This is a genomic window from Desulfonauticus sp. (assembly GCF_055126295.1).
On the sequence record NZ_JBSRHE010000011.1, the window covers coordinates 24,376 to 43,053 of the forward strand.

The 18,678-nt window shown below is 33.7% G+C and carries 19 protein-coding genes; 13 read left to right on the top strand and 6 right to left on the bottom strand.

Going from position 1 to position 18,678, the window contains the following annotated elements:
- Nucleotides 1-3: 3 nt before the first annotated feature.
- From ACTCIM_RS07770 to ACTCIM_RS07780, 3 genes are all read right to left on the bottom strand, one after another.
- A complete protein-coding gene (locus ACTCIM_RS07770) occupies nucleotides 4-897 on the bottom strand; it encodes a peptidylprolyl isomerase (protein WP_464279807.1) in 894 nt (297 codons plus the stop codon).
- Nucleotides 891-4,196 carry a transcription-repair coupling factor gene (gene mfd, locus ACTCIM_RS07775; protein WP_464279808.1) on the bottom strand — a complete coding sequence of 1,102 codons (3,306 nt, stop codon included), beginning with the start codon at nucleotides 4,194-4,196 and terminating at the stop codon, nucleotides 891-893. The genes ACTCIM_RS07770 and mfd overlap by 7 nt, the downstream gene beginning before the upstream one ends.
- Before the next feature lie 71 nt (nucleotides 4,197-4,267).
- A complete protein-coding gene (locus ACTCIM_RS07780; RefSeq protein WP_029969373.1) occupies nucleotides 4,268-4,744 on the bottom strand; it encodes a chemotaxis protein CheW in 477 nt (158 codons plus the stop codon).
- A gap of 125 nt (nucleotides 4,745-4,869) precedes the next feature.
- Between ACTCIM_RS07780 and ACTCIM_RS07785 the strand changes: the two genes are divergently transcribed.
- Nucleotides 4,870-5,085: a hypothetical protein gene (locus ACTCIM_RS07785; RefSeq protein ID WP_029969371.1), complete on the top strand. Its 216-nt coding sequence runs from the start codon at nucleotides 4,870-4,872 to the stop codon at nucleotides 5,083-5,085.
- A gap of 81 nt (nucleotides 5,086-5,166) precedes the next feature.
- On the opposite strand, the gene ACTCIM_RS07790 is transcribed toward ACTCIM_RS07785, so the two are convergent.
- From ACTCIM_RS07790 to murA, 3 genes are all read right to left on the bottom strand, one after another.
- Complete coding sequence (locus ACTCIM_RS07790) at nucleotides 5,167-5,412, bottom strand: RNA recognition motif domain-containing protein (protein WP_464279809.1); 246 nt, start codon at nucleotides 5,410-5,412, stop codon at nucleotides 5,167-5,169.
- A gap of 240 nt (nucleotides 5,413-5,652) precedes the next feature.
- Nucleotides 5,653-5,898 carry an RNA recognition motif domain-containing protein gene (locus ACTCIM_RS07795; protein ID WP_464279810.1) on the bottom strand — a complete coding sequence of 82 codons (246 nt, stop codon included), beginning with the start codon at nucleotides 5,896-5,898 and terminating at the stop codon, nucleotides 5,653-5,655.
- Nucleotides 5,899-6,039: 141 nt separating this feature from the next.
- A complete protein-coding gene (gene murA / locus ACTCIM_RS07800; RefSeq protein ID WP_029969697.1) occupies nucleotides 6,040-7,293 on the bottom strand; it encodes a UDP-N-acetylglucosamine 1-carboxyvinyltransferase in 1,254 nt (417 codons plus the stop codon).
- A gap of 229 nt (nucleotides 7,294-7,522) precedes the next feature.
- On the opposite strand from murA, the gene ACTCIM_RS07805 reads away from it, so the two are divergent.
- The 12 genes from ACTCIM_RS07805 to ACTCIM_RS07860 all read left to right on the top strand — a co-directional run bounded on the left by ACTCIM_RS07805 (nucleotide 7,523) and on the right by ACTCIM_RS07860 (nucleotide 18,677).
- Complete coding sequence (locus ACTCIM_RS07805) at nucleotides 7,523-8,827, top strand: phenylacetate--CoA ligase family protein (RefSeq protein ID WP_029969700.1); 1,305 nt, start codon at nucleotides 7,523-7,525, stop codon at nucleotides 8,825-8,827.
- 10 nt (nucleotides 8,828-8,837) lie between these two features.
- Nucleotides 8,838-9,269, top strand: a complete 432-nt coding sequence (locus ACTCIM_RS07810; protein ID WP_029969701.1) for an ACT domain-containing protein — start codon at nucleotides 8,838-8,840, stop codon at nucleotides 9,267-9,269.
- A gap of 26 nt (nucleotides 9,270-9,295) precedes the next feature.
- The gene (locus tag ACTCIM_RS07815) at nucleotides 9,296-10,432 is read left to right on the top strand and encodes an ABC transporter substrate-binding protein (RefSeq protein ID WP_464279811.1); all 1,137 of its coding nucleotides are present in this window, start codon (nucleotides 9,296-9,298) and stop codon (nucleotides 10,430-10,432) included.
- Nucleotides 10,433-10,436: 4 nt separating this feature from the next.
- Complete coding sequence (locus ACTCIM_RS07820) at nucleotides 10,437-11,291, top strand: branched-chain amino acid ABC transporter permease (protein ID WP_464279812.1); 855 nt, start codon at nucleotides 10,437-10,439, stop codon at nucleotides 11,289-11,291.
- Nucleotides 11,292-11,401: 110 nt separating this feature from the next.
- Nucleotides 11,402-12,136: a basic amino acid ABC transporter substrate-binding protein gene (locus ACTCIM_RS07825; protein ID WP_464279813.1), complete on the top strand. Its 735-nt coding sequence runs from the start codon at nucleotides 11,402-11,404 to the stop codon at nucleotides 12,134-12,136.
- A gap of 62 nt (nucleotides 12,137-12,198) precedes the next feature.
- Nucleotides 12,199-12,984, top strand: a complete 786-nt coding sequence (locus ACTCIM_RS07830; protein WP_472314869.1) for an amino acid ABC transporter permease — start codon at nucleotides 12,199-12,201, stop codon at nucleotides 12,982-12,984.
- Nucleotides 12,974-13,714 (top strand): amino acid ABC transporter ATP-binding protein, encoded by a 741-nt coding sequence (locus ACTCIM_RS07835; RefSeq protein WP_472314871.1) that lies wholly within the window; start codon nucleotides 12,974-12,976, stop codon nucleotides 13,712-13,714. Before ACTCIM_RS07830 ends, ACTCIM_RS07835 begins: the two co-directional genes overlap by 11 nt.
- 9 nt (nucleotides 13,715-13,723) lie before the next feature.
- The gene (locus tag ACTCIM_RS07840) at nucleotides 13,724-14,221 is read left to right on the top strand and encodes an HIT family protein (protein WP_464279816.1); all 498 of its coding nucleotides are present in this window, start codon (nucleotides 13,724-13,726) and stop codon (nucleotides 14,219-14,221) included.
- 2 nt (nucleotides 14,222-14,223) lie between these two features.
- Entirely contained in the window at nucleotides 14,224-14,565 is a 342-nt protein-coding gene (locus ACTCIM_RS07845; RefSeq protein ID WP_029969716.1) for a lipopolysaccharide assembly protein LapA domain-containing protein, read from the top strand.
- Between the two features lie 110 nt (nucleotides 14,566-14,675).
- Nucleotides 14,676-15,662 (top strand): tetratricopeptide repeat protein, encoded by a 987-nt coding sequence (locus ACTCIM_RS07850; RefSeq protein WP_464279817.1) that lies wholly within the window; start codon nucleotides 14,676-14,678, stop codon nucleotides 15,660-15,662.
- Nucleotides 15,655-18,276 (top strand): DNA mismatch repair protein MutS, encoded by a 2,622-nt coding sequence (gene mutS, locus ACTCIM_RS07855; protein WP_472314873.1) that lies wholly within the window; start codon nucleotides 15,655-15,657, stop codon nucleotides 18,274-18,276. Before ACTCIM_RS07850 ends, mutS begins: the two co-directional genes overlap by 8 nt.
- Complete coding sequence (locus ACTCIM_RS07860; RefSeq protein WP_472314875.1) at nucleotides 18,273-18,677, top strand: hypothetical protein; 405 nt, start codon at nucleotides 18,273-18,275, stop codon at nucleotides 18,675-18,677. The genes mutS and ACTCIM_RS07860 overlap by 4 nt, the downstream gene beginning before the upstream one ends.
- Nucleotide 18,678: the final 1 nt, after the last annotated feature.

Consider the following 18,678-nt stretch of genomic DNA (forward strand, 5'->3'; position numbering starts at 1 on the left):
TATTTATTTCTCCTTTATTAATACAGAACTTATTTTAATATCAGATTCTTTCAACTTATCTATAAACCAATCTTGTAAAAAGTTATTTATTTTTTGTTGAATTATATTTCTTTCTATAATTGGGTAAGCCTCAATTGGCTTTAAATATCTTGGACTTTCTTTTTTCTCAATGAATAGTAAATAAAATCCCTTTTTATCGTTTTTTATATTACTAAAACTATCTTCTGAAGTAGGCTTAATCAGATCAAGCCAAAATTGAGGTATTTGGTTCAAAGGTAAATTATATTCTTTAACTATCACGCCTGGATAAACTTTTTTTACTTCTTCTATAGATATTTTTTTATTTTTAATATTTATTAACTTATCTTTATCTAAAGAATAAAAGGAAACAAATTTTACCATTTCTCCGATATAAAAATCTTCAATATTTTTTTTATAATATGCTTCTAGCTCTTTTATATCTATTTTTATTTTAGGTTTTACAATAATATTTATAAATTTATCAATAGTTAATTTCATTCTTAAAAAATCTCTCCAGCTATCTATATCAATGTATTCTTCTACTAATATTTTTTCAAATTCTCCTGGTGGATAATCAGATCTTATTTTTTCTTCTTCTTTTTTTACTTCTTCTTTTGTAACTAACATGTTTTTATTTTTTAATTCTTCTTTTACTAGCTCATAAAAAAATAAATTTAATAGCTCTTTTTTATACTCGTCTTTGATTTTATTTAAAGTTGAAAAGTTATCTGCATATTCTAAATGGGTAAAATCATACTTTTTTTCTAAATCCTCCAAATAAATCTTATTGCCATTTATAATAGCAACTACGCCTGGTTCAAAAGAAGAAGAACAGGAAACAATGAATATTAACAAAGTAAATACTATTTTTAGCATAATAGATATTTTTCTAACTCCTTTATTTTTTTAGAGAAAAACTCTAAGGATGTAATATCTTTATTTTTTAAAATTTTTACTTCTCCTGTAGGTAAAAATTGAAATTGACTATTTTTGTTTAACCATTCAATTATTTTACTTACATCAAAAGATAGGCTGTTTTCATCCCACTTGATCAAGCATTCTGTATTTTTGATATTTATCTTTTTTATCTTTAATTTTCTTGCAGTATTCTTTAGGTTTATAAGAGTGATAAAGTTAGAAAATTCTTCAGGAAAATCTCCAAATTTATCTTTGATTTCTGTTAACACATCATCTTTTACCATGTTATTGCTAACTAGTCGTTGATAATAATGTAACCTTTCTTTTTCATCTTCTATATAATTGTTAGGTATGTAAGCAGGTACATTTACTTCTATCTCTGGATCTACTTTCTCGGTTATCTTTTCTCCTTTTAGACGCTTTACTTCATCATTTAACATTTCTAAAAATAAATCCAATCCCACTTTGCCTATATTACCACTCTGGGCTTCTCCTAAAATATTACCTGCTCCTCTAAGGCGTAAATCCTCCATGGCCAAGTGGAATCCTGCTCCCAAATAATCTAAGGCCAGAATAACCTGCAATCTTTTTTTACTTTTAGCAGGCAGTACTTGTAAATTGGGAACTAAAAAATAGGCAAAAGCCTGTTTTTCTGACCGCCCTACTCTCCCTCTCAACTGGTAAAGCTGTCCTAATCCAAAAAGGTGAGCGTTGTCTACCACTAAGGTATTGGCATTGGGAAAGTCCAAACCAGACTCAATAATGGAAGTACAAACCAGGATATCCACGTCCTTTTGCCAAAATCTGTGCATTACTTCTTCCAGTTTTTTCTCTGACATTTGTCCATGGGCTATCTCTACCCTTGCTTGAGGAACCAACTTTTTTATTTCTTCAGCTACTCTACTAAGACCACGTACCCGGTTATAAACCCAGAAAATCTGGCCTTGTCTGGTAAGTTCAAATTCAAGAATATTTTTTAAGACTTTCTTATTGCGCTCTAAAAGTTGAGTTTTAACTGGTTTTCTTTCTGGTGGAGGAGTTTCAATTACGCTTAGCTCTCTAATTCCAGATAAAGAAAGTTGTAAGGTTCTAGGTATGGGAGTGGCAGTTAGAGTTAATACATCTATTTCTTTTTTTATCTGTTTTAATTTATCCTTATGCCGAACTCCAAAACGCTGCTCTTCATCTAAAATCAATAAAGACAATCTGGGGATTATCACATCCTTGGAAAGTAAACGATGCGTTCCAATAAGAATATCCACTTTGCCAACTTTTGTTTGTTCCAATATTTTTTTCTGTTTACTTGGCTTGACAAAGCGACTTAGCATCTCCACGGAAACCCCAAAGGGTTCCATTCTTTTTTTAAAATTTTGATAATGTTGCTCAGCTAAAACAGTAGTAGGACAAAGTAAACAAACTTGATATCCATTTTGAACGGCTCTAAAAGCTGCTCGCATGGCTACTTCTGTTTTCCCAAATCCCACATCTCCACAAACTAATCTATCCATAGGAGTATCTTTATCCATATCCTTTAAAACTTCTTCTATGGCTCTGGCTTGATCCGGGGTTTCTTCAAATCCAAAGCTAGCTTCAAATTCATAATAATCCGCATCTAAAGGAGCATATCTAAATTTTTTTATAACTTTTCTATAAGCATACATTTCAACCAGATCTTTTGCTATCTTGGCAACTTCCTTCTGCACTCTGTTTTTACTTTTTTGCCAGTTACTGCTACCCAGCTTATCTAAAGCAGGACTAGAGCCTTCTGGACCTTTATATTTTTGAATTAAATTTATCTTTTCAACAGGCAGATAAAGTTTATCTTCATTGGCATAAATAAGAAGTAAAAATTCTTTTATACGGTTATCTATTTTTAAAGTTTGTAATCCTTTAAAAAGACCTAACCCATAGTCTCTATGTACAATTAAATCATTTTCTTCTAACTTATCGTAATTTTTAAGGCCTTTAAAATTTTTAATTTTTACACTTTTGCTTGGCAGTAATATGTTTTCGCTTAAAATTAATAAATTATCCCAGGATAAAGCATACCCTGATTTTATATTAGATTTAACTACAAATATTCCTTTTTCATCCAAATTGTATTTATCTTTTATTTTTATTTGTTCTGAGCTAAAAATTTTTAAAAACTTTTTTATTGCAGATTCACTTTTAAAGGAAAATATAATTTGTCTATATTCATTAGACCACTGAAGAATTTTTTCCTTTAAGGCTTTTATAGGTCTGATTTTTTCTTCTGGTTTCCAAAAGATATCTTCATAAGTGGAAAATTTTTCTTCTCTTAATTTAAAGTCATATTTCTTTTCTGTATGAAGATAAGGAAAAAATAATTTATTTTCATTTGTTAAAACATTCTTTAATTCTGCAGATTGAAAAAAAATATAAATATATGGCAATTTTTTATTCTGACAAAAACTATTAACCTCTTCCTGTTTTTCTTTTAAATTAAAAGAAAAGGATTCTGATTGGGGGATAAATAAAATTTTGTTCTGAGAATAAGACAGAAGAGATTGAGAATTTTCAAAACATAACCCCCAAAAACCTTTTCCTTCTTCCAGGGAAGTTAATTCACCTGTTTTCTTTAAATGCACTAATTTAGAATTTGCTTGAGAAGAAAATCGGGCAAAGGGAATAATTTCAGCTGATGAAGAAAATTTTATGGAAGTTTGCATTAAGGGTTCAAAAAAGCGAATTTGTTCCACATTATCGCCAAATAATTCTATACGCAGCGGATAAACATAATTCTGACTATAAATATCCAGAATATCTCCCTTTAAGGCAAATTCTCCCTTAGCAGTTACTTGCTTTACTCTAGTATATCCTTTATCAATCAGCCATTGAAGAAAAAAATCTAAATCCAGTTCATCCCCCACTTGAATGTCAAAAATATAATTATTTAAAGACTCCAGAGGAGGAAATCTTAGTAAAAAAGTGGATAAAGGGATAAAAACAAGCTTGGGATAATTATTTAGTAAAAAATATAGACCTTTTATACATTCAGAAAAAAAATTTGTATCCTCTTTTTGAGTTAAAAAGCTAGGAAAACAAAAAATTTTTTCTTTGTCTAAAAATAATTGGCTTAATTCAAAATACTCACTATAATTATCTGTATCATCTATAATGAAAAAAACATCTTTCTTTTTTTTAAGGATAAATTCACTTGCTATTCTTATCTGGGATGCTTTACCTGTTGAAGCTATGATAGTGTCTTTTTTAGATAAAATTTCTTTTATATTCATAGAAAAAAATTATAAAATATTAAAGCCGCCCTTTAAAGAGCGGCTTTAATAAATATACTTTTATGGTTTTCTTATACCTGAGATAATTCTTCTTTTTCTTGCTTACTTAACAACTTATCTAAATCTAAAAGTATCAATAATCTATCGTTAAGTTTTCCCACACCTTTTATATATTCTGATTCTACTCCAGCTACAACAGGAGGAGGAGCTTCTACTGTATCTTTAGATATTCTCAAGACTTCAGATACTGAATCTACAATAAAACCTACTGTCATATCATTTATTTCAATTACAATTATTCTAGTGTGCTTATCCTTATCTTTTATAGGTAAATTAAACCTTTTGCGTAAATCAAGAACAGGAATAACTCTACCCCTTAAATTAATTACTCCTTCTACAAAATTAGGAGCATTGGGTACTTTGGTGATGGTTAACATCCTGATAATTTCCTGAACTTTCAAGATATCAATTCCAAATTCTTCTTCTCCTAAATGAAAAGTAACTAGCTGCAATATTTCTTTTTCTTGCTGCTGTTCTTTTGAACTCATTTTCATTCTCTCCTTGGCCTTTTAGACCTGTTAACTTTTTTCCTAATTTTTTAACCGAAAATAAAGAGTTGTCAAACCTTTCCTCCATCTGTATAAAGGAAGAAATTTGAAGGAGGAGATGCTAAATGGGTAGTTTTTTACCTGAAGAGCAAGAATTTACCCTGGAAGAACAAATCAAAGCCTTAGGAGATGAAGAACTTTTAGACTTTTGGGAAGAAACTCATTTTTTTAACAAAACTTTAGAAGGTGAAGAAGAGCGCTTACTTACAAAAGTAAACTATGAAGTTCTTATTCTAAAAGAATTGAAGATTAGAAGCTGCAAGCGTATTTTAGACAAATAGCTGCTAGCTGGCAAAAGCATAGAGAAATAAAAAAGCCCGCTAAAAAGCGGGCTTTTGATTTTTAGTAGGTTCTTATTTAGCCTAGTATTTCTTAGGACGAGCGTGGTTTACCTTTAAATTACGGCCACCCAGTTCTGTGCCGTCAAGCTTTAAAGCATCTTCTGCACCACTTTCCATTTCCACAAAACCAAAACCTCTGGATCTTCCGGTTTCTCTATCTGTAATAATCTTGACAGAAGAAACCTCTCCGTACTGAGAAAAAAGATCCATAAGTTCTTGCTCTGTGGTCCTCCAAGGTAAATTCCCAACATACAAATTAGCAGACATAAAACAAAACTCCAAAAAAACTAAAAAGTTAACCCGCCTTTCGCCGCAAACTCACCCACTGAGTTTAAAAAACCTCAACGAAAGGTAATTTTCTCCTTACACTTTTTAAAAATCCTGGCAAGCTTTTTTTTAGATTATTTTTAAGGTTAGATATTACAAAAATGTCTAATTTCATAGAAATGAAAAAAATAAAAAACCCGCTAGAAAGCGGGTTTTTTATCGTCCAGTTTTAATTATTTTCTAATATTTTTTAGGACGGGCGTGATTTACTTTTAAACCTCGACCTTCCAGTTCTGTACCGTCAAGCTTTAAAGCATCTTCTGCACCACTTTCCATTTCCACAAAACCAAAACCTCTAGATCTTCCAGTTTCTCTATCTGTAATAATTTTTACAGAAGATACTTCTCCGTACTGAGAAAAAAGATTCATAAGTTCTTGCTCTGTGGTTCCCCAAGGTAAATTTCCTACATACAAATTCGTAAACATAAAAACTCCAAAAAATAAAATGTTAATACCTTCCGTTGGGAACTCACCTACTGAATTCTAAAAAACATCAACGAAAGCAGATTTATTTACTTACATTTTTTATTTATCCTGGCAAGTTATTTTTTCATTTTTTTTAAAAAATTATTCTTTAATTCGTTTTATTTTTGCACCTACCTGATTTAATTTAACTTCCATATTTTCATATCCCCGATCTAAATGGTAAACTCGCCTTACTTCTGTTTTTCCCTTTGCTGCTAAACCTGCCAGTACCAAAGAAGCGCTAGCCCTAAGGTCTGAAGCCATTACTGGAGCTCCTTTTAGGGCTTTTACCCCTCTAATAAAAGCTGTATCCTTGCTTAATCTGATATCTGCTCCCAGGCGTACCAACTCCAAAACATGCATAAATCTATTTTCAAAAATAGTTTCTTTAATAGTACCAGCACCCTGGGCCAAACACATCAAGGCCATGATTTGAGCCTGCATGTCTGTAGGAAAGCCAGGATAAGGGGCAGTAATGACATCCACGCTTTTAATTTCTTGAAAAGGTTTCACCTTTACTTTGTCCTGGTCTAAAATTTCAAATCCTACTCCCATATCTGTTAATTTACTCATTACTGCATCTAAGCTGTGAATAGGACATTGATTTAAGATTAATTCTCCTTGAGTAATGGCTGCAGCTACCATATAGGTGCCAGCTTCTATGCGATCAGACATTATTTTATATTCTTTGGCCTTTAAATTTTTAACGCCTCTAACCTTAATAATACTTGTTCCATGCCCTTTAATATCAGCTCCGCAATGAATCAAAAAATTAGCCAGATCTACTACCTCTGGCTCTCTGGCTGCATTTTCTAAAATAGTTTCACCTTCTGCTAAAACAGCAGCCATGAGTAAATTTTCAGTTCCTCCTACTGTGGGAAAATCAAAGTAAATATGGGCGCCTTGCAATTTTTTACATCTTCCCAGGATATAACCTTCTTCCAGGGTAAAAGAAGCTCCCATTTTTTCTAAGCCTTTTAAGTGTAAATCCACTGGTCTGGCTCCAATGGCACATCCTCCAGGCAAAGCCACCTTTGCCTCGCCTAAGACAGCTAAAAGAGGACCCAAACACAAAATAGAGGCTCGCATGGTGCGCACCAGATCATAAGGAGCTTCAGGCTTTAAGGCGTGAGGAGTTATTCTTATACTTTTTTCCTTTTTTTCTACTTCACATCCCAGATGTTCAAGGAGATTTAGAGTGGTCCTAATATCTCTTAATTGAGGTACATTAAAAAAAGTACACCCCTTTTCCACCATTAATGAAGCCATTAAAATGGGTAAAGCCGCATTTTTAGCACCACTTATGGTGATTTCACCTTTTAAAGGATATCCGCCTTCTATTACCAGTTTGTCCATAATTTCTACCTCAAAAATGAATATTTCTCTTGACTTTGAGGAGCTATATAGGGCATTTAGAGTTTATGCAATCAAGAAATTTTCCCTTTCTTTTTTCCTTTTACTACTTTTTTTATTTTTGTGTAAAGTTAGGGTCTGGTGGCTAATACCACCTTAAGGGAGGAGTTTAAGCCACAGGCCCTAAAAGCCTGTGGCTTTTTTTTTAAATTTTAAAAAGAGGGAGGCTAAAATGTTGTATGATGTGGAAAGGGAAACCATGCCCAGGGATGAGCTGGAGGAACTCCAGCTTAGAAAACTTAAATATCTGGTAGAAAAAGTATATTATAATGTCCCCTTTTATTCCCAGAAGTTTAAAGAACTGGGAGTAAAGCCTGAACACATAAAATCCTTAAAAGACCTCAAGTACTTACCTTTCACTGAAAAACAGGACCTGCGCAATAACTATCCTTTTGGACTTTTTGCTGTACCTAAAGAAAATGTGGTTAGAGTTCACGCTTCTTCCGGGACTACAGGTAAGGCTACTGTGGTGGGTTACACTAAAAGAGATATTCAGATCTGGTCTGAACTTATGGCCAGATCCTTTGTAGCTGCAGGAGTTACCAGAAGAGATGTAGTCCATAATGCCTATGGTTATGGTCTTTTTACTGGTGGCTTGGGAGTTCATTATGGAGCGGAAATGTTGGGAGCAACCATTGTTCCTGTATCTGGTGGAGCAACTAAAAGACAGGTTATGCTCATGAAAGACTTTGGCTCCACTGTTCTTTGTTGTACTCCATCTTATAGCCTTTATCTTTATGAAACCGCCATTGCCCAGGGTATTGAGGTAAAAGAATTAAAATTACGGTTGGGGATTTTTGGAGCAGAGCCCTGGACAGAAGAAATGCGTTTAGACATCCAGAAAAAATTCAATATCAAAGCCCTGGATATCTACGGCTTATCTGAAATTTTAGGTCCAGGAGTGGCCATAGAGTGTGAAACTGCTCAACAGGGGCTTCATATCTGGGAAGACCACTTTTTGGTAGAAATTATTGACCCCAGTACTGGAGAGCAACTGCCTTTAGGAGAAACAGGAGAATTGGTCATAACCACTTTGACCAAAGACGCCCAACCTTTGATTCGCTATAGGACTAGGGACATCACCTCTATCATTCCCATTCCTTGTAAGTGTGGGCGAACCCATTACCGTATCGAAAGGCTAAAAGGTAGAAGTGATGATATGCTCATTATCCGTGGAGTAAATGTGTTCCCCTCTCAAATTGAAGCAATTTTATTGGAAACAGAAGGTCTTGCTCCTCACTATCAAATTATAGTTAAGCGAGAAAACGCCCTGGATATCTTAGAAGTTCAGGTGGAAATAGATGAGAAGCTCTTTTCTGATGAAATTAAACACTTGCAAAGACTGGAAAATAAATTAATGCGAAACATTAAAGAATTTTTAGGAGTAAGTGCCAAAGTAAAACTGGTAGAACCCAGAAGTATAGCCAGGTCTGAAGGTAAGGCCAAAAGGGTTATTGACCTACGCAAACAAAACTAGGAGGAGAATTATGAAAGTGGAACAAATTTCTGTATTTTTAGAAAATAGAGCTGGACGCTTAAAAGAAGTTACCAGAATTTTGGCTGAGGCAAATATCAATATTAGAGCTCTATCTTTAGCTGATACTTCTGACTTTGGAATTTTAAGGCTTATTGTTACCGACCAGGATAAAGCCAAAAAAGCTCTAAAGGAAAATGGGTTTACTGTAGGGAAAACCAATGTAGTAGCAGTAGAAGTAGATGATAAGCCAGGAGGTTTAAATCGCATTTTAACTATTTTGGGAGATGCAGGGGTGAATGTAGAATATATGTATGCTTTTGTACAGCAAAGTGGTAAAAATGCAGTGCTTATTTTTAGATTTGATAGAACAGATGAAGCCATAGAGATTTTACAGAAAAATAATATCAAGATTTTAAGTGGAGAAGAGTTGTATAAATTATAATTTTTTTAAGAGGGGAGGTGTTTACAATGAGAAAATATCTTATTTTTATTTTAATGTTATCTTTTTTTGTGATTTCCTGTTCAGAAAAATCAAAGCAAGAAAATAACAATTATAAAATAGGAGCTATTTTAAGGCTATCTAAAGGTGCTTCTGATGGTATACCTGCCAAGTATGGTATAGAAATAGCTGTAAAAAAGATAAATGAAAATGGTGGAATAAATGGTAAAAAATTAGAAGTTATTTACTATGACAGTAAAGATGATTCTACCACTGCAGTAAATGCAGCCCAGAAACTAATCTCTGTAGACAAAGTCCAGGCTATAATTGGACCTATGATGAGTGGTAATGTACTGGCAGTAGCACCTATTTGTGAAAGGAATAAAGTAGTACTTTTAACTCCTACAGGAACTTCTCCTAAAATAAGCTCTGCTGGAGAGTATGTTTTTAGGGTTTGTAGTAGAATAGATTTACAAGCCAAGGCCCTGGTAAATAAGGCTTTGGAATTGGTAAACAAGCCCAACCCAAGTATAGCTATCATTTACAGCAATGAACCTTATGGTAAAGGTTCTAAGAATCTTTTTCTCAAATATTTAGAAGAAAAAGGGATTAAACCTGTAGCCATAGAAGCTTTTCAAAGAGGAGATAAGGATTTTCAGGCTCAACTTACCAAGTTAGTACCTTTAAATCCCGATATTTTATTCATTCCTGGATACCTTCAAGAAACAGCACCTCTTATTGCTCAAGCCAGACAAATGGGACTTACTGGTCTTAGCGTAGGTGGCTTTGGAGATATAGCGCCTCAGTATATAGAACTGGCTAAGGATGCTGCTGAAGGACATTTGGTAGCAGGAGAATATAATCAAGACTACTCTACTGAAGATAATAAAAAGTTTGTGCAGGTCTATACTCAAATGCTTAAAAACAATCCAGATGCCCCCAATAATATCATGTTTGCAGCTCTAACCTATGATGCCACTAATATGCTTTTAGAAGCTTTTAAGCAAGGAGCTACAACAGGTACTCAAATAAAAAATTTTCTGACTAATTTGAAAAACTTTCCTGGAGTTACAGGAAATTTAAGTTTTGATACCAACGGAGACGTACAAAAAGGTGGAATATATCTTTTTCAGGTCAAAAACGGTAAATACGTAAAAATTAATTAACACCATGTTTTGGCAACAGGTAGTTAATGGTTTGGTTAGTGGCTCAGCCTATGCTCTAGTAGCTCTGGGTTATGCTCTGATTTATGGAGTCCTGGGCTTAATCAATTTAGCTCAAGGTGAACTTTTCATGGCCGGAGCTTTTGGGTTATGGATTGGCGCTACTTTATTGCATTTATCCTGGCCAGGAGCAGTCCTACTGGGAATGCTCCTGGCTGGATTAATTTCTTTATCTATGGAAAAGTTTGTTTTCAGGCCCCTATCTGAAAAAAATCCTCTTATTCCCATGCTTGCAGCTATTGGTTTATCCATATTTTTACAAACCTCGGCCCTACTTTTTTTTGGACCAGAAACTAAACCTTTTCCCTTTTCACTACCTCAAAAAATTTTTCAATTGGGGTTTATAAAACTTTCTGCCCTGCAGGGCATAGTTATCTGTTCTGCTTTACTAATGGTCTTTTTTTTATGGTGGTATCTCAACTTTTCCAAATGGGGAAAAGGATTACAGGCTGTATCCATGGACAAAGAAGCTGCTCTTATTATTGGCATAACACCTAATTTTTGTGTTTCTCAAGCCTTTCTTTTAAGTGGATTGTTAAGTGGCCTGGGAGGTATCTTAATGGCTGCTTATTATAATGCTACCTATCCTTATATGGGGATATTGCCTGGTCTTAAAGGTTTTTGCGCTGCTGTTTTAGGAGGTACTGGCTCGGTGTTTGGAGCCGTGGTTGGTGGCTTGGTTTTAGGAATAGCTGAAAACTTGGGGGCAGCTTATATTTCTTCGGGCTTTAAAGATGGTTTTGCCTTTACTATCCTTATTCTTATACTTTTAATTCGCCCTAAAGGAATTTTAGGGAAATAATTTTTTCTTTTAACCCAGAATGGAAGCTATCCTTTCTTGACCAAAGACAAACAATTAACTAAAAAGTTTATTCTTGGTTATTCCAATAAAATTTTAAGGAGGAAGGGAGTATGTGGAAAAAGGGTCTATTATTTTTAATTGGTCTGATTTTTGTCAGTCAAAGTGTCTTTGCCAGGACCATAACCTTTGCTGTAGATGCCACCTGGCCCCCCATGGAGTTTGTGGATGAAAATAAGGAAATTGTTGGTTATTCTATTGACTATATGAAGGCTGCTGCCAAAGAAGCAGGTTTTACCCCTGTATTTAAAAATACAGCCTGGGATGGTATCTTTGCTGGTCTTGCTGGTGGTAGCTATGATGCTATCTGCTCTTCTGTAAGTATTACTGAAGAAAGAAAAAAGGCAATGGATTTTAGTATTCCTTATTTCAAAGTTAATCAGGCCCTGGTGGTTCCTATTGATAGTACTGCTAAATCTTTAGAAGATTTAAAAGGTAAGAAGGTTGGGGCTCAAATTGGAACTACTGGTTATTTTTCTATTAAAAAAGTAGAAGGAGTAATTCCAAAATCTTATGATGAAATAGGTCTTGCTATGCAAGATTTGGTAAATGGACGTATTGATGGTGTGGTATGTGACGACCCTGTTGCAGCTAACTATGCTACCAGAGAAAAAGATTTTGCCTCTAAGTTGAAAATAGCTACTATCATCGAAGCCGGAGATGAGTATTATGGTATAGCTATAAAGAAAGGAAATAAAGAAGTATTAGATTTAATTAACAAAGGTATAAAAGCTGTGAAGGAAAAAGGTATTGAAGAACAATTAAAGAAAAAATGGTTTGGTAAATAAGACAATAATACCAGGGGTAGCGAACGCTACCCCTGGTAAATTTTTCTTAAGGACATAACAACATGGACAAAGAAAAAGAGCTTAAAATAGATGTAACAGATGGCGCTGCTATACCTACTAAAAAGGATAAAGGTCTTTTTACAGCCTGGTGGTGTACGCTAATAGGCGCTCTTGTTTTACTTTTTTATCTTATTACATTTTATGCTGATCCTTATTTAAGAATATTAAAATTTGTAAGTGATGGAATAGTTGTAACCTTTAAGGTTACTTTTGCTTCTATTTTCTTTTCTTTAATTGTAGGATTGATTACCGGACTAGGTAGAATTTCTAAAAATAGAGTAATAAATCTTATTGCTTCTGTTTATGTAGAAGTAATAAGAGGTATTCCTCTTTTAGTGCAATTGTTTTATATTTACTATGCCCTGGGTAGTTTTTTTACAGTTCCTCCTTTTGTAGCAGCCATTACAGCTATGACTGTCTGTTATGGTGCTTACATGGGAGAAGTTTTTAGAGCTGGGATAGAATCCATTGATCATGGTCAAACAGAAGCTGCCAGATCTTTAGGTTTTAATGGCAGGCAAACCATGTTTTATGTAATTATTCCTCAAGCTATGCGTACTATTTTGCCACCAGTTGGTAATGAATTTATTGCCTTATTAAAGGATACTTCTCTAGTCTCCATTTTAGCTGTAGGAGACTTGCTTAGAAGAGGAAGGGAGTTTGCTACTGAAACTTTTGCTTATTTTGAAACCTATACTATGGTAGCATTGATTTATCTGTTAATAACCTTAATTCTTTCTAAAATAGTAAGCATATCAGAAGAAAAGATGAGGCCCTATGAAAGATAACAATTATATCATACATATAGAAAATATTTATAAGTTTTTTCACAATATTACTGCTTTAAAAAATGTCTCTTTAAATATCAAGCCACAAGAGAAAGTAGTTATTATTGGCCCTAGTGGTTCTGGTAAGTCCACTTTACTTCGAACGATTAATAGGCTGGAAAAAATAGATAAAGGCAGGATTATTGTAGATGGCCAGGATATTACAGACAAAAAATGTGACATCAATAAAATAAGAATGGAAGTGGGGATGGTTTTTCAAAATTTTAATTTATTTCCCCACAAGACAGTATTACAAAACATAACCATGGCCCCTATCAAGCTGAAAAAAATTCCACCTAAAGAAGCTGAAGAAATTGCTTACAGTCTTTTAAAAAAGGTAGGAATTGAAGATAAGGCCAATGTCTACCCTGCGCAGTTATCTGGTGGACAACAGCAAAGAGTAGCTATTGCCAGAGCTTTGGCCATGAAACCCAAGGTGATGCTTTTTGACGAGCCTACTTCAGCTTTAGATCCAGAAATGATTGGAGAAGTTTTAGATGTAATGATTAACCTGGCCAGAGAAGGTATGACCATGGTAGTAGTAACCCATGAAATGGGCTTTGCCAGAGAAGTGGCTGATCGGGTAGTTTTTATGGATGGTGGAGAAATTTTAGAACAAGGCACGCCTGAGCATTTCTTTACCAGTCCAGAACATCCCAGAACCAAAAAGTTCTTAAGCCAAATTCTCTAAGGAGGATAAATGAAGACGCTGTGGGCACCCTGGAGAATTGAATATATCCTGGGACCAAAACCAGATAGTTGCGTATTCTGTCTCCCCCAACATCAGGATGAAGATGAAGAAAGGCTTATTTTACTTAGAGCCAAACACTGTTTTGTGGTAATGAACAAATATCCCTATATGAGTGGCCATATTATGGTTACTCCTTACAGGCATGTATCTTGTCTTACCCAGTTAAACTCTCTTGAACTTGAAGAAATAATGAATTATCTTCAAATTAGTACCAAAATTTTAAAAGAAGTTTTTAAGCCTGAGGGAATAAATATAGGTCTTAATATAGGTGAAGCAGCAGGAGCTGGGATAGAAGAGCATCTTCATTTTCATTTACTTCCACGTTGGGTAGGAGATCACTCTTTTATGGCTGTCTTAAATGAAACAACTGTTATTCCAGAGCATTTAAAAATAACTTATGACAAATTAAAACCATTTTTTGATAAACACAAACCAAAAGGAGAATGAGTATGCGCTATTTTAAAGTAATTTTTATAGTATTGTTATTCTTTTTCTCTATGTTATTCTTTATACAAAACCCAGACTTAATTAACACCACCCTATCCTTAAAAATGAATTTATTAGGCAAGGTGATGGAATCTCAACCCATACCTATATACTTATTGGTCTTAATAGCCTTTGTGGTTGGTTCCTTCTTATCTGTAATTTATCTAATAATTGACAAACTAAAAGCTGGAAAGCAGATAAGAGAATACAGACAAAAAATTGCAGAGCTTGAAAAAGAATTAACCTCCTTACGTAATATGCCTCTTAATGATGAAACAGATTATCAAAGCTCTGAAAACCTATAAGGAGATTTAAAATTAGTTTTTTAAATTTTTTTTCTAACAAAAAAAAGAGATTTCCAGAGCTAGATATCAATAAATATCAAGGGTATCCACCTACTACCAAAGATACCCTGGTGGTTATTAAACAGTTAAGTGAAGTTGTAAAAAATAATCCAGATTCCATAGAGTTGTACCTAGCTCTGGGTAATCTTTTTCGTTCTCAAAGTGATTTAGAAAGAGCCATTCATTTAAGACAAACCATTATTGCCCGCCCCAATTTAGATCCCAAATTTAAAGCCAGGGCCTGGTATGAATTGGGCATAGATTACAAACGAGCTGGTCTTATTGATAGAGCTATTTATGCTTTAAAACAATCTAAAAAAATATTGGGTAATGATCCCAATATCTTAAGAGTGTTAGCAACTATTTATGCCCAGAGTAATGACTTTAAACAAGCTGTAGAATATTATGAAAAATTAGGAGATCCCATTGCTCAGGCTCATTACCTGGCCAAGTGGTCCAAGCAAAAACAGGATAAGGAAAAATTACACCTTTTAAAAAGAGCGCTTCATATTTATATTGGGAGTCCTGAGGCCTGGTTAGAGCTTTTACTAACCAACTGGAAGGACAATAAAATAAAAGAATTTAAGAATAATTTAGAACAGGCTTTATCTAATATAGAAAAAGATATTAATTTTACAATTCTTGAAGGTATTTATCAAGAATTTAAAAAAAGTAGTGATTCTAAATTAAATGCTTTTATCTGGGAGATACATAATGTTATTTCTACAATAAATCCAGATATACTTTTAACATATTACAATGCTCTGTTTTTATTATTAATTGGAGAAGAAGATAAAGCTAGAATATGGCTAGAAAAAACTCTTTTACTAAATACAAATTTTTGGCCTGCACGCTTAGTGCTTTTAAAACTGGATAAAGACAAACAGAGTTTACCAGAAAATTTCAGATTACATTTAGATTTTTTTATTGAAAAGGCGTCTTTTGTAAAAAAATTTAATTGTAGACGGTGTGGATTAAAAAGAGAAGTTATATTTTTTATTTGTCCTCGTTGTTCTTCCTGGCATTCTATTGCCTTTCGCAAACAATTAAATGACTAAGACAACTCTTTCTTCTCAAATAAAACTAACGCCCATGCTGGAGCAATATCTGGGCATTAAAGAAAATTACCAGGACTGTCTTTTATTTTTCCGCATGGGCGATTTTTATGAACTTTTTTTTGAAGATGCTGAAATAGCTGCCAAAGAATTACAAATTGCTTTAACTTCCAGAAGTCCTAACGCAGAATTAAAAGTTCCCATGTGTGGAGTTCCCCATCATGCTGTAAATGAATATTTAAAACAACTCCTGGAAAAGGGATACAAAGTTGCCATCTGTGACCAGATAGAAGATCCTAAAGAAGCAAAAGGGATTGTACGAAGAGAAGTTACCAGAGTACTTACTCCTGGAACAATTGTAGAGGATCTTAATTTAGAAGCAAAAAACAATAATTTTTTGTCTTCCATCTATTGGGATGAAAACAAAAAAGAAGGTTCTTTAGTTTGGGCAGATTTTTCTACAGGCTTTTGGACAGGTATGGAAGTAAAAAAAATAGAAGAGCTATGGCAATGGTTAATTAAAATAGATCCCAAGGAAATACTCTTTCCAGATACTTTAACCATCCCTACGGAAATTAAAAATATTTTTCCAGATAAAATTAGAGTTGTAAATTCCATTACTTTTTTCTCTTTGCAAAATTCCATTAATCTTATTTTAAAAGCTCAAAACATTCCAGATTTAAGCTTAATTGATTTATCAGGAAGAAATAGTGTAATTAGGTCTTGTGGAGCAATTTTACAATACTATTTACAAACTCAAAAAAAAAGTACTTTTCATCTAGATACTTTTACTCTATTTCGTAGTAATAATTACCTTATTTTAGATGAAGTAACTGAAAAAAATTTAGAATTATTTAAACTCCTGGACGGGAAAAAAGGACCTGGAACTTTAATTTATGTTTTAGATAATACTTTAACCTCCATGGGAGGAAGGTTATTAAAAGAAATTTTAAGTAAACCTTTTAAAGATAAACAAGTTGTTTTAAAACAGCAAGAAAGTGTAAAGTTTCTTTTTGATCAGGATGAGTTAAGACAAAACTTAAGAAATCTACTGGCTAAAGTGTATGATTTGGAAAGATTAAGTGTACGTATATTTTTAGGCAAAGCCAATCCAAAGGATCTGGTAGCTTTAAGAGAAAGTTTAAAAATTTTACCTTATATACAAGACCAGTTATCTTTAATCAATCCTAAACCAAAATTACTTGAAAACATTTATACTTCCTGGGATAATTTAAAAGAGGTACAGGAAAAACTGGAAAAGGCAATTTTAGATAACCCCTCTCCCCTAATTACAGAGGGAAATATTTTTAAAACAGGTTATGACCAGGAACTGGACTCACTTATAGATCTTACTGAACACGCAGAACAAAAGTTGAAAGATTTATTGGAGAAAGAGCAAACTAATTATAACCTACCCAAGTTAAAATTGGGATATAATAAGGTTTTTGGGTATTATTTTGAACTAAGCAAGGCCTATAAAGGCGATATCCCTGCTCATTTTGAGCGTAAACAGACTTTGGTCAATAGTGAGCGTTTTATAACTCCAGAATTAAAGGAATTAGAAATAAGTATCTTAAATGCTAGTGAAAAAAGAAAATTAAAAGAATATGAACTTTTTCAGACTTTAAGAGAAGAGCTTAGTTTAGAAAAAGAGCGCTTTAAGACAATTGCCAAAAATGTAGCCTGGTTGGATTATTGGCAAAGCCTGGCCGAGACTGCTCGAAAGTGGGAATGGACTCAGCCTGAAATCAGTGAAGATATGGAATTAAGTATAATTCAAGGCAGACATCCCAGCATTGAAGGGGTTATAGGTAAAAACAACTATATTCCTACAGACGTTCATCTGGATAAGTCTACGCAGGTTCTCATCATCACTGGTCCCAACATGGCTGGTAAATCCACGGTGTTAAGAAAAACTGCTCTTATTTGTATTTTAGCCCAGATTGGCTCTTTTGTCCCGGCCAAAAAAGCCAAAATAGGCTTGGTGGATAGAATTTTTTCCCGGGTAGGAGCTTCTGATAATCTTGCTCAAGGCCAATCTACCTTTATGGTGGAAATGACTGAAACAGCAAGGATTTTAAGGCAAGCTACTAAAAGAAGTTTAATCATCTTAGATGAAATTGGGCGAGGTACAAGTACTTTTGATGGTTTGGCTCTAGCCTGGGCTGTAGCAGAAGAATTGTGTAAAAAATATGGGGGAATAAGAACTCTTTTTGCTACTCATTATCACGAACTAACTAAGTTGGAAAAGGAATACGCCAATTTAAAAAACTTCAACATTGCTGTAAAAGAATGGAAAGGAGAAATTATTTTCTTACGTAAACTCCTGCCAGGACCTGCAGATAAAAGTTATGGTATAGAAGTAGCTAAATTAGCTGGCATTCCTTTAAATGTAGTGCAAAGGGCTAAGGAAATTTTGAATAACTTAGAAAAAAAAGAAGAAGAAATAAAAAGAAGGGTAACCCAGAAAACTCTCTTTGCAACTTCCTTACCTTCAACTCCAAAAGAACCCCACCCTATTGTCCAAGAGCTGGAAAAGATAGATTTAAATCGCTTAACACCGCTGGAAGCAATGAATATATTATACAAACTACAAAAAAAATGGGTGAAAAAATGAGAATTAAAATTTTATTATTGCTCTGTTTTATTAGTTTATTGTTGAGTGCTTGTGGAAAAAAAGTCTGGCCTAACCCTCAAGAACAGGAAGATAAAGTGGAAGTAAGCATAATAAAAGCAGAAAAAAAAGATAAATGTTACAAAGTATATCTCCAAATAAAAGGAGATAAAAACAATATTAGAACCATTCTGGTCCAGGGTGAAAATAAGGATACATCTTGTCCTACCTGCCCTTTTGAAGCCAATACAGAACAATCTGTATTTTTAGAAGAGGAAAAGGGACAGTTTCATGTCACCTATTGCCCAGATATGTCTCTTTCTAGAATAAGGTTGGTGGTAAAAAATGTATATAAAGCTATAAATGATTTTTATTCCAATGTTTATAAAATGGAGGAAAATTAAC

Coding starts and splice junctions, on each gene's coding strand:
- ACTCIM_RS07770 (WP_464279807.1), bottom strand. CDS start 897: ATGCTAAAAATAGTATTTACTTTGTTAATATTCATTGTTTCCTGTTCT.
- mfd (WP_464279808.1), bottom strand. CDS start 4,196: ATGAATATAAAAGAAATTTTATCTAAAAAAGACACTATCATAGCTTCA.
- ACTCIM_RS07780 (WP_029969373.1), bottom strand. CDS start 4,744: ATGAGTTCAAAAGAACAGCAGCAAGAAAAAGAAATATTGCAGCTAGTT.
- ACTCIM_RS07785 (WP_029969371.1), top strand. CDS start 4,870: ATGGGTAGTTTTTTACCTGAAGAGCAAGAATTTACCCTGGAAGAACAA.
- ACTCIM_RS07790 (WP_464279809.1), bottom strand. CDS start 5,412: ATGTCTGCTAATTTGTATGTTGGGAATTTACCTTGGAGGACCACAGAG.
- ACTCIM_RS07795 (WP_464279810.1), bottom strand. CDS start 5,898: ATGTTTACGAATTTGTATGTAGGAAATTTACCTTGGGGAACCACAGAG.
- murA (WP_029969697.1), bottom strand. CDS start 7,293: ATGGACAAACTGGTAATAGAAGGCGGATATCCTTTAAAAGGTGAAATC.
- ACTCIM_RS07805 (WP_029969700.1), top strand. CDS start 7,523: ATGTTGTATGATGTGGAAAGGGAAACCATGCCCAGGGATGAGCTGGAG.
- ACTCIM_RS07810 (WP_029969701.1), top strand. CDS start 8,838: ATGAAAGTGGAACAAATTTCTGTATTTTTAGAAAATAGAGCTGGACGC.
- ACTCIM_RS07815 (WP_464279811.1), top strand. CDS start 9,296: ATGAGAAAATATCTTATTTTTATTTTAATGTTATCTTTTTTTGTGATT.
- ACTCIM_RS07820 (WP_464279812.1), top strand. CDS start 10,437: ATGTTTTGGCAACAGGTAGTTAATGGTTTGGTTAGTGGCTCAGCCTAT.
- ACTCIM_RS07825 (WP_464279813.1), top strand. CDS start 11,402: ATGTGGAAAAAGGGTCTATTATTTTTAATTGGTCTGATTTTTGTCAGT.
- ACTCIM_RS07830 (WP_472314869.1), top strand. CDS start 12,199: ATGGACAAAGAAAAAGAGCTTAAAATAGATGTAACAGATGGCGCTGCT.
- ACTCIM_RS07835 (WP_472314871.1), top strand. CDS start 12,974: ATGAAAGATAACAATTATATCATACATATAGAAAATATTTATAAGTTT.
- ACTCIM_RS07840 (WP_464279816.1), top strand. CDS start 13,724: ATGAAGACGCTGTGGGCACCCTGGAGAATTGAATATATCCTGGGACCA.
- ACTCIM_RS07845 (WP_029969716.1), top strand. CDS start 14,224: ATGCGCTATTTTAAAGTAATTTTTATAGTATTGTTATTCTTTTTCTCT.
- mutS (WP_472314873.1), top strand. CDS start 15,655: ATGACTAAGACAACTCTTTCTTCTCAAATAAAACTAACGCCCATGCTG.
- ACTCIM_RS07860 (WP_472314875.1), top strand. CDS start 18,273: ATGAGAATTAAAATTTTATTATTGCTCTGTTTTATTAGTTTATTGTTG.